At 54.7% G+C, this 12,616-nt stretch carries 10 protein-coding genes; all 10 read right to left on the bottom strand.

Annotated features, from left to right (window positions below):
* Positions 1-243 precede the first annotated feature (243 nt).
* Positions 244-2,079 (bottom strand): DUF4915 domain-containing protein, encoded by a 1,836-nt coding sequence (locus FQ192_RS22615; protein ID WP_149660531.1) that lies wholly within the window; start codon positions 2,077-2,079, stop codon positions 244-246.
* A gap of 115 nt (positions 2,080-2,194) precedes the next feature.
* A complete protein-coding gene (gene cysC, locus FQ192_RS22610; RefSeq protein ID WP_149660530.1) occupies positions 2,195-2,818 on the bottom strand; it encodes an adenylyl-sulfate kinase in 624 nt (207 codons plus the stop codon).
* A 66-nt stretch (positions 2,819-2,884) separates the two neighbouring features.
* Positions 2,885-4,033 (bottom strand): glycosyl transferase, encoded by a 1,149-nt coding sequence (locus FQ192_RS22605; protein ID WP_256672344.1) that lies wholly within the window; start codon positions 4,031-4,033, stop codon positions 2,885-2,887.
* Positions 4,030-5,139, bottom strand: a complete 1,110-nt coding sequence (gene wecB, locus FQ192_RS22600) for a non-hydrolyzing UDP-N-acetylglucosamine 2-epimerase (RefSeq protein WP_149660528.1) — start codon at positions 5,137-5,139, stop codon at positions 4,030-4,032. The genes FQ192_RS22605 and wecB overlap by 4 nt, the downstream gene beginning before the upstream one ends.
* Before the next feature lie 13 nt (positions 5,140-5,152).
* Positions 5,153-6,724: an FAD-dependent oxidoreductase gene (locus FQ192_RS22595; protein ID WP_149660527.1), complete on the bottom strand. Its 1,572-nt coding sequence runs from the start codon at positions 6,722-6,724 to the stop codon at positions 5,153-5,155.
* Entirely contained in the window at positions 6,714-7,997 is a 1,284-nt protein-coding gene (locus FQ192_RS22590) for an NAD(P)-dependent oxidoreductase (protein WP_149660526.1), read from the bottom strand. Before FQ192_RS22590 ends, FQ192_RS22595 begins: the two co-directional genes overlap by 11 nt.
* A gap of 2 nt (positions 7,998-7,999) precedes the next feature.
* Complete coding sequence (locus FQ192_RS22585; protein WP_149660525.1) at positions 8,000-8,407, bottom strand: GtrA family protein; 408 nt, start codon at positions 8,405-8,407, stop codon at positions 8,000-8,002.
* Positions 8,404-9,195 (bottom strand): class I SAM-dependent methyltransferase, encoded by a 792-nt coding sequence (locus tag FQ192_RS22580; protein ID WP_256672343.1) that lies wholly within the window; start codon positions 9,193-9,195, stop codon positions 8,404-8,406. The genes FQ192_RS22585 and FQ192_RS22580 overlap by 4 nt, the downstream gene beginning before the upstream one ends.
* Entirely contained in the window at positions 9,192-10,205 is a 1,014-nt protein-coding gene (locus FQ192_RS22575) for a glycosyltransferase family 2 protein (RefSeq protein ID WP_149660524.1), read from the bottom strand. Before FQ192_RS22575 ends, FQ192_RS22580 begins: the two co-directional genes overlap by 4 nt.
* 12 nt (positions 10,206-10,217) lie before the next feature.
* A complete protein-coding gene (locus FQ192_RS22570; protein ID WP_256672342.1) occupies positions 10,218-12,527 on the bottom strand; it encodes a glycosyl transferase in 2,310 nt (769 codons plus the stop codon).
* Positions 12,528-12,616 lie beyond the last annotated feature (89 nt).

Below are 12,616 nucleotides of genomic sequence, written 5' to 3'. Positions count from 1 at the left end.
TCGTTCTTGGTAACATTCGGAGCTCAGTTTTAAGTGCTTTACGATTCGCCGATTTTGTTACTCAAGGCATTTTTGCGAACGTACGCTTGGTCGTGAGTTTGGTGATCATGCCGGCCCGAAGGGCAACAAGCGCCTGACAAAATGGTTGTACGAGGCGCTTTTCTGTCCTCCCAATTCGCTGACCTGTTTGATGGAGTCAAAGGCTTGGCGCCTCTGATCTGCGGTATCGGAGGCGTGCTGAATTTAAAGCCTGAGCAGGCGTCGAAGGTCTCTCAGCGGGCGCGTCCAGCGCCATGAGTGGCTCTCGAGCAGGACGCGGTTGATTTGCGTACTTGCTTCGAGCTGTTGGCTCATGACGCTCATTTGCGAATCGCGCTCTGCCAGTGAAGCCCCCAGTGCATCGAGTTGATCGTCTTTCGCCTGCGTTACATCAGCCAACGCGACGCGAGCCGCTTCCAGTTGTGTGTTCTTCTCCCTCGTTACATCAGCCAACGCGACGCGAGCCGCTTCCAGTTGTGTGTTCTTCTCCCTCGTTACATCAGCCAACGCCACGCGAGCCGCTTCCAGTTGTGCGTTCTTCTCCCTCGTTACATCAGCCAACGCCACGCGGGCCGCTTCCAGTTCCGCGTTGTTCTTCCTCGTGACATCGGCCAACAACATTTGTGCGGCCTCTAGCTGTTGCTCTTTTTCCTGAATCACATCCGTCAATAGCAGGAGCTGTTGTTTCTCGATCAGGAGTTCCTGTGTGGTCTGATCCAACTGCAGTTTGGTCTGCTGGTCCTGGGCGATGAGCTCGGCGATGTGTTCATTGTTTTTTGCCCGGGTGGCTGTCAAGTCCTGGATCTGTTGTTCCTGGATATGGATGCGAGGAAGGGTTCCCTGTAGTTGTTCTGCGATATCTTTGGAGTGCTGCTGCAGGATCAAGGACTGCTGAGCATACTCTTGAAGGTCAGCTTCGAGCGTCTGGATGTATGACTGGCTTTGCACAAGCTTGAGGCTATCGTCGGCACGGAGCGCCGTAGACTGCTCTAGCTCGTGCATCAGCGCTGCGCTTCCTTGAGCCAGATCGACAATACGGGTATCTCGTTCAGTCAAGGCGACGACGTGTTCGGTGTATTGCTTGTTTCGCGTATCGAGGTGCTCAGTCAGGGACTTTTCCATCAGCTTGAGCCGCTCGTTATTGTTCTTCAGCTCCTGGATTTGTTCGTCGCGCGTGTTTATGGCGTGTCGATAATCAACGGCTGCACGCTGGCTGATGCCAGCAAGTACAGAGGGGAGTGCGTCGATATCCTCAATGGGCAGGACCGAGTAAATTTCCGATATCGGGAGTTCTATGCGCCCCAGTTCCTCCCAGCTTTGAAGGTCCAGTGCCACCAGGTTTGCATTCACGATGGCACTGCTATCGATATTGCGTGAGCGACTCAAGCCGATGTACAGAATGTTGTCCTGAACGCAGATACCTCGGGTGTAACCGTCCAGCGTTTTGCTTCGCAACAGTTTTGCGCTGCTGTCGTATTCCCGTAACTCCCTGGTTTCGGAGTTGGCGAGTAACAGCTTGTCGCCAAACGGGACCAGGCTATGGGGTTGCGACAACGCCTCGATCAAGCGTTCTCCAGTGTGCAAATCCTGGACGAAACCGGCTTGGGTTGTATTGCCTTTGTACTCACGGTGGTCCGTGAAGTCACCAAAGGCGCTAAAGACTATGCGCTGATTCCAGAGCGCCAGGCAGTTGATATGTTTTGCGTCGTTTTCACCGGGAAAGGTCCATCGGCGCAGCGGGATTGCATTCATATCCAACTGCAGGACTTCATTAGCGTTCGTCCCTACAGCGTAGAGAGAAGAGTCCACGATGAGCACATCATGGATGTCGGGAATCGACGTCCCTGAGTCCTCTGAAGTTTGGTTTTCCTGGTAAAAAACCAGCCCCTCAGGCTGAAAACCCCTCAAAAATTTGTCACCACTCAGGCTGATGCCGGTGGTGTTGATGTCGTCCAGACGAAATACCAGGCCATTGTGGATAAGGAGCAGCCCCCCTCCATTGGGCGAGGAAACCAGCAGATTTTCGAATGCATTGGGCATGCTTGGCGTGTTCCTGAGGCAGGCAGGGAAGGGTAAAAAGATGAGGCTGTAAACGAGGCCATGATAGAAGTAGTCGCTTCGTTGATGCGAACTATCAGCTGTACGTTATCAGCAGCTATGAGGGTTTTTGAATCCTGAGGGGGTAGTTGGGATCAATGATGGCGAGCAGTTGATTGACCGACTCGTCCAGCGTCGAAATATTAGTGTCGATTCTCAGGTCAGGCTGCTCAGGTGCTTCATAAGGCGAGGAGATGCCAGTGAATTCCGCCAGGGTTCCCGCTCTCGCCTTGCTATACAACCCTTTTGGATCGCGAGACTCGCAAACGGCCAGAGAAGTGCTGACGTGTACTTCCCGAAAGTTGGCAGCGCCTATGATTTCGTGTGCCTGTTGGCGGTCATAATTAAAGGGAGAGATGAAGGCCGCGATGACGATCATGCCGGCGGAGTTCATCAGTTTCGCTACTTCCGCGACTCTGCGGATGTTTTCCGCCCGATCCTCCGGGCTGAATCCAATATTGTTGTTGAGTCCATGACGGACGTTGTCGCCATCAAGCACGAAGCACATGCGTCCCATGTCCATCAAGGACCGTTCGAGAGCGTAGGCGAGGGTAGACTTGCCCGAAGCGCTAAGTCCCGTGAGCCAAAGCGTTACAGGCTTCTGGCCCAACAGTTGACGTCGTTCCTCTGCGGTGACCTGGCTGCCATGCCATACCAGAAGGTTAGGTTGTTTATGTGCCATGAAATGACTCAATCCAATCGTAATGTTGAGGCGGGTTTAGGGGAGCGCGATGACGTCAAAACAGCGCTACGCCGGGTTTTGCTGTGTGCGTAGGTCGAACTCGGTTCGAGCGGCGTATACCTGTGTTTGCATGTGCGTCGCAGCGAAACGGTTCGCCCATAGATTGTTCTGGCGAAATTGATGAATAGTTGAATGATCGCTGTGACTGGCGAGCGCCTCAAGGGTGGTTTTACGCAAATCAGTTCCTTCATCCACTATCCAAACGCCAGGCTCTTGGCCACGTTGCGCCATTTCACCGAAACGGGTGGATATAACGGGCAAGCCGAGGGCGCGGTATTCATAGTATTTGATCGGGTCAACCGAAGCGGTCAGCCGGCTGAGTCTGAAAGGAATCAATCCTACCGAAAACGTTGCCATGGCTGCTATTGCACTGGCGTGGGAGCGCTCGGGGAGCAGTTCGATATTGGCAGGCAATACGCAAGGCGCCGGAGAGAATATGGGGCCGATCAGCCGAATTTTATTTTCAGGATTGGCTCGTGCTAGCGCAATGACCAGATCCCAATCGAACCACCGGCCCACCGTGCCGACGTAGCCGAGTACCTGTTGTTTTGCGCCCAGGTCAAGACTCTCGATCGGCACCAGTTCCTGCACGTCACATGCATTGAGGGCCAGTTCTACCTTGTCCGTCACGCTCAAGTGCTTGTCGCGAAGGGCCGTGGAGGACACCAGCACGTTAGATACCCGACGAATGAGGTGTTCCTGGCGACGTTCCATGGACCACCGTGACAGGCCCTGATAAAAGGCCGGAAAGTCATCCATGGCATCGTAGACGGCATAGCTTTCAGGCATGCGCGACAGCAACTGCAGAGCCAGTTCGGAGGGTTTTCCGACACAAATCATGCACGGTCCTCCCGCAGAAAACGCCGCGGTTTTTTTGAAAATGTTGCGCCAGAGTTGCTTTAGTACCATCGTCGAGCCCGGAATGGGCTCGATCGGTAAGGTCTGGAGTTTGCAGACCTGCAGCCAGGGCGGAACGCTGACGCTTTGCTGATCGGCAACAGGCAGCTTGCGTCTGAAATCATTCAGCGATGGCAAGCGTGTCGGGTACGGATCGATCCAGAACACGGACTCCCCGGTCTGGTTGTGATACCAGTTGACGAAATGATGCGAGCGCTGGCTGAAGCTGGCCCACGGCACCGGGGATAAGTAGATCATTCGCATTGTTGGAAGTGCTGCCTTAAAACGCCGACTATGCGCGCTGCGGCCTTGCCGTCGCCATAGGGGGAAACCCCACGTGCCATGCTCCGATAAGCCAGAGGGTCATCAAGCAAACGTTGTGCTTGTTCGATAATGGTGTCTCGGTTGGCACCTACCAGCTTGACCACGCCAAGGTCGACCGCTTCCGGGCGTTCGGTTTCCTCCCGGAGTACCAGAACGGGTTTACCGAGGGCTGGTGCTTCTTCCTGCACGCCGCCGGAGTCGCTGATGATAAGGTACGAGCGTTTCATCGCGGCAATGAACGGTGCGTAATCCAGTGGCGCACACAGAATGATGTTCGGTGTATGGCCGAGCAACTGATATGCGACATCCTTGACGTTCGGATTGGGGTGTACGGGGTAAAGAATCTGGATGTCCGGGTTCCGTTCTGCCAGGCTCTTGAGTGCCTGGCAGATATTCTGGAACGGTTCACCGAAGTTTTCTCTACGGTGGGAAGTCACCAGCACCAGACGTTTGCTCGGATCCAGCTCGATATCGAGTGGCAGCGTTCGCGCAGCAGTCATCAGCAACGCATCAATGACGGTATTGCCGGTCATGGTGATATTCGCTGGGGCTACGCCTTCGCGCAGTAGATTGTCCATGGAACCCTGAGTCGGTGCGAAATGCCAGCGGGCCAGTTTACCGGCGATCACTCGGTTGGCTTCTTCGGGGAATGGGTTGTAGATATCCCCGGTGCGCAGGCCTGCTTCGATATGACCGAAAGGAATCCGCAAATAGAAGCACGCCAGCGCAGCGCTCATCACGGTGGTCGTGTCACCTTGAGCCAGCACTACATCCGGTTTCTCGGACTGCAGGACGCCATCCAGATCCAGTAGCAAACGTGCGGTCAGCGTCGTCAATGACTGATTGGGGCGCATGATGTCCAGGTCCAGATCGGGAGTAATTCCGAAGAACTCAAGCACTTGGTCAAGCATGCCTCGGTGCTGGGCGGTGGCCAGAACCCGACAATCGATATTTTTTTCTGCCTGCAGAGCCTTGATCACAGGTGCCATTTTGATGGCTTCCGGACGTGTGCCGACGATGCAGAGTACCTTACGGATCATTCCTTTTGATTTCCTATCGTTGTGTTGCAAGTGAACGCCCTATCCGGTCCGCGTTGGCCATGATAGTCAGGGTGTGCGATTTCTCGGTAAGGCTGGGCAAGCAAGCCCCGTCGACAATATGTATGCCGGGAAGTCCCGCCACTTCGCCAAAGATATCGGTCTGCCCGATCTTGGGCATCGAGTGCATGGGGAGTGTTCCCGCATAGTGGATATCCGCCCCTGGCTTTCCGACGGTGAAACTCATGGGCATCAACAGCGCGCCCATTTTCCAATAGATTCGACGCAGCTTTGCCTCGGCAGTTTTCATGAGCGCCGGTATCTCTGGTTGCAGATCGCCGTTGATGCTCAACGAACCATCGGGGCGCAACGCTGCCGTATTGTTGGACAGGTGGCCAGGAAGGAAGATATTTCCGACAAGGCAAGAGCTGAGCAGGTTTTTCAGCAGTTCGATGCTATAGCGTTTGCTCATCGGAACCCGGCTGACAAACTCGCTCATCGGCAATCCTGTGGTGCTGAACGTCGAGCCGAAAGCCGTAGCATCAGAAGTCAGCTCCAGGGCGAACGATAGCTGGCCCAGACCAAACGCCGAAACTCTTGGGGTGCCGAGCATTTTCGGCAGCCATAGCAGGAAGGCTGCAGTTGGCGACGATAACAGTGGTAATGGAGCTGAATAATTCAGGTGCTTAAGGGCGAGTCTGGTCGACGCGAGAGTTCCTGCCGCCAGCAGTAGGCGCGTACCAGAGAACCGTCGGGAGGAGCGATGGTCGGTGATTGCCCACGAACCGTCCTGTTTCAAGAGGTCATCCACCAGGAAGTCTTGAACGTGCTGGAATCCCGGGTATTGCTTGAGTTTCGGAAGCTCTTGCGATGCGCAATACAGCGCCTGATTCTGACATCCCCACAAGCAGTTTCCAGACAGATCGCAGGCTTTGCGTTCTTCCAGAGGCTGACTCAAGACTGCCACCCTGGAGCGGCCAAGACGAAACCCCGAATCGGGTAACGACTGTCGGCGTCGAGTGTAGTTATCAAGTAGTCGTTGATGCAATTTGTCCAGTGGCAAAGGCGGTTGCGACCACTCATCGAGGCCGAAGTAGCTTGAAAGATCGTCGTCGATCTGACCACTGATACCGATCCGGCGAGAGACCGTTTCGTAGGACTTCTCCAGCTCGGAGTAGTCGATGGGCAGATCGGAAAAATCGCTGGCGGGGAGACGCGCAACGCCGCAGCCCCAGGCATTCGACAGGCCACCGGTTGCCAATGATCCTATGCCGATAAAGTTGTTGGCTTCGATGCGATTGCTTGCGCTGAACCCCTGAAAGACATGGGCATGGGTCGGCGTCTTCAGTTTGGGTGATACCGCATCCAGTTGATTCAACGCGTGGAAGTTTTCGCCGATCATCCATTTCCACTGAAGCTCGTCGTTTGTCCTGCTGGTGAGGAACGGACGGGTCGGCGCCGCCGCTGAGCCAGCATCGACCTGGGCATCCACCATGAGTACTTTCAGGCCGGCTTTAACCAGTGGATAGGCGGCCGAAGTCCCGGCAGGGCCGCTACCGACAATGATTACATCAAATTCAGTCTTCACGCTGGGCTTCCCTTCCAAGAAACAGCTGGCGGGCAAAGGGTCGGCACAACAGGGTTGATATCCGCCACACAAGCTCTTTGACCGAGGTCAATCCCAGCGCTATCAGCGTGGTGACAAGGTTGCGCTGCTGCAGGGTGCCGAGAAACGTCTTCGCTCCCTGGGGGCTGGCTTCGGCAATACTGAGTGCAACCTGAAGCCGCCAGGAGAGATCCTGAGCGCAGGGCTCCTTCAGGACGCGGTGATTGTCGAGGAGTGTCAGGAGTATCGGCCAGCGCATCAACAGGCGTGAGCTGATGACCGGTCGGGTTTTGCCTGCGCGCTCCAGCGCTCTTGCGTACCGACTGATCAGGCTTCTTTGCGGCGGGTTTTTGAGCAGGTAGTTCAAGAGTGCGGCGGCCTCTTGAAGGAGTTGCCGGCGTTGGCCACGGCCAGAGCGGTGCATGCCATGAGCGAGGGGGCGCAGCTTGACACCCAGCTTTTGCAGGGAGCGCTCGCTGTCCATGTGCGGGAGATTGATGAGTGAAAAAATCCGCTCCAAGCCCAGTTTCGTGCTCAGCGATTGCCCGAGTGACAGGCTGAGCAATTTGAGCAGTGCCACCGGCAGGGGGACTGGCAGGCGAACGGCATGGACTCGGTGTACTGCGATCGACATGAGAAAGCGGCCAAACGAAATCGGCTGCACCGCGCCCAGATTCAAAATCTCGGCGCGAATGTCTTCCTGCTCGACCACGGCCAATATTGAGGCTGCAAGGTCGTCGACATGGATGGGCTGCACGCAAGGCGCAGGCATTAATATCGGAATGATGGGCAGTCGGCGAACCAGTCTTGATAACACACCAAACAGCCCGCGTTCGGGGCCGCCATACACTTGTCCGGGGCGGATCACGACTCCTCCGGCGGCAAGCACCTCCTGCTCGATACGCCATTTTGTCCGGCCGTAAGCACTAGGAGCCGTGGCCTCGGCAGTCTGGCTGGAGATGAAGATGAACCTGGCCGAGCATTGATGGGCGCAACGGATTAGCGCTTGAGCTGCCCTTACTTCGTTGTCCGCGCCAGTGTGAGCGCCTGTCGATGTATCGGCAGCCAAATGGATAAGCGCCTGAATTCCTGTCGGGCAATCAGGGGGCGGCCCCTGCAGGTCGTAAGCGAGCCAGGTATAGGCTGCGGGACACGGTTGGCGCGTGGCGCAAATGACCTCGTGTCCGCCCGCTGCCGCGAGAGATGTCAGCCGTTGTCCGATGTAGCCCGTCGCACCGGTAATGAGCAGCTTCATCGTCATACACCTTTAGTGCGGTCGGACGCGGCAGACGTGTGCGCATCGGAACTAAACACGAACAGTTTGCTGATCCAGTAAGTCACGACTACACAGGCCACGTCGGAGACAAACTTCACCGGGGTAGGGCTATTGACGAAATACAGACCCGCGCTGAACAAGGCCGAAGCAACCGGGATATTAATGGCGAGCAATGAGAAGTAGCTGAGTGCTTGAGCTTTGCCGCTGCCACGGGTCGACTGGAACGTAAAGTACCGATGCAAAAAGAAAGCGAACACACCGGCGACCCCTTTGCCGGCGATATTGGCCAGGACCGGTTGATCCTTGAATAAAGAGATCAAAAGCAAAAAGGTTCCCATGTCCAACGCATAGGCTAGGAGCTGGATAGCGCCATACCTGATAAAGGTCAAGACTTCCTCCTGATGACCACGATGTGATGGAGTGCGAGCACACGCCGCAAGGGGTAAAGCAGTTTTTCAACGACTTTAATCAAGGGGATCAGCGAATCAGGGAGCAACTGGCGAAAGTTTAATCCGCCCGAAATCAGGTAGCGGGGATAATTACAGCAAATTTCCTGATGGACGATCTCCAGACCAGGGTGCTTGAGCTCGAATGCGTTCCTGTCCCGAACGAAGACGATATAGCTGAGGGCCTGATTGGCGCCGTTCATGGGGCCGGTCGACGGTGTTTCCCACGACTCGAAGTGCATGTCGAATCCCTCGGACTTGAACAGACGCTTATAGAGAAAAGCGGCAAATGGTCCGTGAAAGGGTTCTATTAAAATGGCCCCGCCACCTGGTTTGAGCGTCCTCTCCAGCTCTGTGAAAAACCGATCGGGATGAGGAAAATGGTGAAAGCAGTTTTGGCCATAAAATGCTTTGACCGAGTGGTCGTCCAGGCTCATTGATTCAGCATTCAGTGCCATGTCTAGTTGCTCGGTGGAGACAATGTCCGTGGCCAATACTTCAGGGTACGAATTGCGCATGGGCGCGATGCCCGCACCCAGCTCCACCTCAAGACCTTTGACCTTGAAATACCGGTCGGCCAGGCGATGAAACGAATGATGGAATTCGATGAATACTTCCCGGAGCATTCGCTTGCGCTCAAGAACTCTCTCATGAAGTTCAAGGCGCTCGACGCCATCGACGTCCAATGCCTTGAGCGATGGATCGGACAGAAAATCTCTCAGTGCCTTCATAGGTTTTTTTCTCGCAATGGCATTGCCTTACGGCGCCTGGAATGCCTTGGCCTGCTTGGTACGGAGGCGATGTCATGGCCGAGGAATGCCATGATCAACTGCAACCCAAAGAGCATAGGCAGAGCGCTGAGCATCACGGTCCCGGCTGGCGTCGCGACGGCATTCTGAGCGGATTCAAGCCAGTGATAGCTGCCGAAGAGGGTCCCGAACAAGAACATGAGAATCCCGATCGGTAATTCGATCGAGGCCAAAGACATGTCTCGCAGGTAGTAGTTGTAGAACACTCGTTTGGTAAAGTTTCGCAGGTGTTTGAATAGAAACTCGCCAATGATTTTCGAGATTTTAAGATTGCTGACTTCGTCGCCGTATCTGGCTTCCATTGGGATATCGACAACCACGGCGCGCACGGTGTTCAAGCGGAACAGAATGTCGGTCTCGAAAAAGTAGCGTTGACTGACCTTGTCGAGGGGCAATAGCTTGGCGACGTCACGATGAATCGCGGTATACCCGTTAGTGGGGTCAAACAGATCCCAATACCCCGTCGACAGTTTGGCCATCAGCGACAATATGGCATTGCCGAAGAGGCGAACCCGCGGCATCGATTGAACTTCTTCCAGATCGAAAAAGCGATTGCCTTTTGTATAGTCGGCTTCTCCCGCAAGGATCGGCTCAATAAAAAGCGGGATCAGACCCGGATCCATCTGACCATCGCCATCGACTTTAACGATGATGCTCGCACCATCCTCAATGGCTGCTCGATAGCCGGTCATTACTGCACCGCCCACCCCTTTGTTGACGTCGTGGGGCAGCACCTTGACTCTCGGGTCGGTACAGGAAGTCAGCACATGCCCACCTGAACCATCTGGGCAGGCATCGTCAATGACATAGATACGCCACACTTCCGGCCCTATGGCTTCAATGACACCTGCGATGTGCGCAGTTACCCGGTAGCTTGGGATGACTACCGCAACTCGTTGTTCTTCCGTGAAAAGCTCTGTTTTTGAGTTCATCGATATCGCTGACTATTGTCTGAATGAAAGTGACTTGAACTCCAGAGGAGTATCGGTATGGCCGGACGCATAGATGATTACGGACGAGGCATTCAGAGGTGCGACTACGTTCATCTCGTGTGTCTCCCATTCCGTCGTGCAGTCAAACGTCTCGATGTCGGTAGTAATGAAGGCGTCTTGGGCATCCATCCAGTTGGCCTGGATTCTTCCGGGAGTGGGCGTCGTTGCGCAGCGTGCAAAGACGCTGTTTATGTAAGGTTGTCCCGGCGTCACTTCGACACGCTGTGTTGCCGGTGTCTTTACATTGACGGTCAGGATTTTTCGAGACGCGTCATAGGTCGATGGCGAACTCAGACTCCAGCCTTCGAGGTTGGATAGTTCGGGGTTGAGCAACCGTTCGGAGTAAGTGTTATTAAGTTTGCGCAGGTCCAGATCACCTTTTTTTGCATACGAAGTGGACACATTGAGCAGTAGCTCGAGTTGAGCCTTGGGAGTGTTCTTGAGGTCGATAATCAGCCAGTCCACCTGACGGCGGCGTAATAGCTGCGTAAGTTTTGGTTGCGAGGTCGCCGCGTCGAATTCGGCTTTCCATTTCACGTTGTACCACGACGTGTAAAGGGCATCGCTGCTCAAGCCCGCCATCAAGGGGGACGCAAAGACCGCCACGGGATGATGTTCGGTATTTAAAGCGTTGACTGCGTCGACCATTTTTCTGATAGGCAAACGCTCTGATAGATAGGCATCTCGACCGGCCGCACTGAACAGCGAAGATGGATTTATTTGACCGTAGTAAGTCGCCGTCTGAATGAATCGGGTATTGGTCAGGACCAACAGGACACCGGCAATGATTGCGAGGGGCCGCGGGAAGACCTTACTGTCGGAGAAGGGCAGGGCGAGAATCACTGAAAACAGAGCGAAAGAGGGGAATATATAACGCAAATACGCCGTTGAGTGGAACGTCATGATCATCGCGCCGACGGCGAAAAAGAGGATGCACAACGCTTTTTTGTTTCCGCTCAATACAAGGGCGGCGGCAGTCGTGGGCAGCAGTAGCCATTGGAAACCTGCCGCGCCAACTTGTCCTTCAATGAACTGATTCGACTTGAAGACCATTCGATAGAGGGTATCCCAGGTAACCCCTGTGCCGAAGATTGCCGGTGGTTCGAAGTTTTTGTTCGGCCATAGCGGCGATTGGAAAATGGCATTGAAAAACGGGAATACGGGATTGCCCGTCAGATACCAGGCAGAGACGTAAGGTGTAACCCCCGCTAGTATCAAGCAGATGCAGCCCAGGATGAGCGTCCTGACTATCCCTTGGAGGGCCCAGGCTTTGTATTGCAATAAGAGAAAAACCAGGAGGACCGGTAGGATATTCAGTGTCACGGCCTTGGCCGCCATGGCGAAGCCCAGCATTGTCCCTGCCAGGAGCAGGTGCGACATACGCTCTTTGGCATCAGGTGTGAAACTTGAGACTTTTAATATCGCGAGTGATCCGCCCATTATGAAAGCGGTCCACGCCGACTCTATATGCAGGCTGCTGCTTTCAGCGAATGCGAGGGGAGTCGACAGGAAGATAAGGGCTGCCCACCGGGAGCTTGTGGCAGTTCCTCCGGCCCAAATTGTCATGTTCCGAACTTGCCACGCCAGCAACAAAGTAAATGCGGAGTTGGTCAGGCGCGATGCTGTCTCACCGGCCAGCATATAGGTAATACTGTAGATCCAGTCGACCAGCATGGGCATGACAGCCCACACATAAGTGTTTGCGTCGAACTTCCACTGATGTAGCTGTGCCAGATGTGAAGGAACGAAGAGGTGCATAGCCAGCGCGTCGTGCCCTACCTCCGGCATGAAGGCTACCAATACGTAAAGGCATGCGAAGCTACAAATCAGTACGTCAAGTACAGTCTGGGTTGTTGTTTTCGGGCGGTGGACGGCTCGAATTCGCGTCAGAAGTTCACGACATATCGACGTGGTGTGTTTGTGCCCCAATAAAAGCGGCAATAACAGCAGCGCTGAATACAGCCAAGGGTAGTTGATCGGGAAGTACGCCGCCAGGCCTGTAAACGTGCCAAACGTACCCGCTCCGATCAGGAAGTGGACGGTCCAGTCGGCGGATATTCTTTGCCCCAGCATCCATCTGCCGAATACGGTTGAAGACAGCGCGAACACAGCGAGGACAATCATTGGCCAAGCCTGTCCGAAGGCAATGGACAGGCATGCAATCAAACCGAAGCCCAGAACTATCGGTGACTGGCGGGTGATGACAGTGAGGGCGGTCAGACCTGCCACCGACAGCAATAGCGTCCGGATGTCGCTGTTCATACTCGGAAGTTCAAGCGTCGAAAAACCGTACAGGCTGATAGCCGTACTTGCTAATAAAACGGACAGTACCACTGCGTATTTCAGGCTAT

This window comes from Pseudomonas sp. ANT_J12, from assembly GCF_008370045.1.
GTDB lineage: Bacteria > Pseudomonadota > Gammaproteobacteria > Pseudomonadales > Pseudomonadaceae > Aquipseudomonas.
This window is presented reverse-complemented; position numbering and strand designations above follow the sequence as displayed.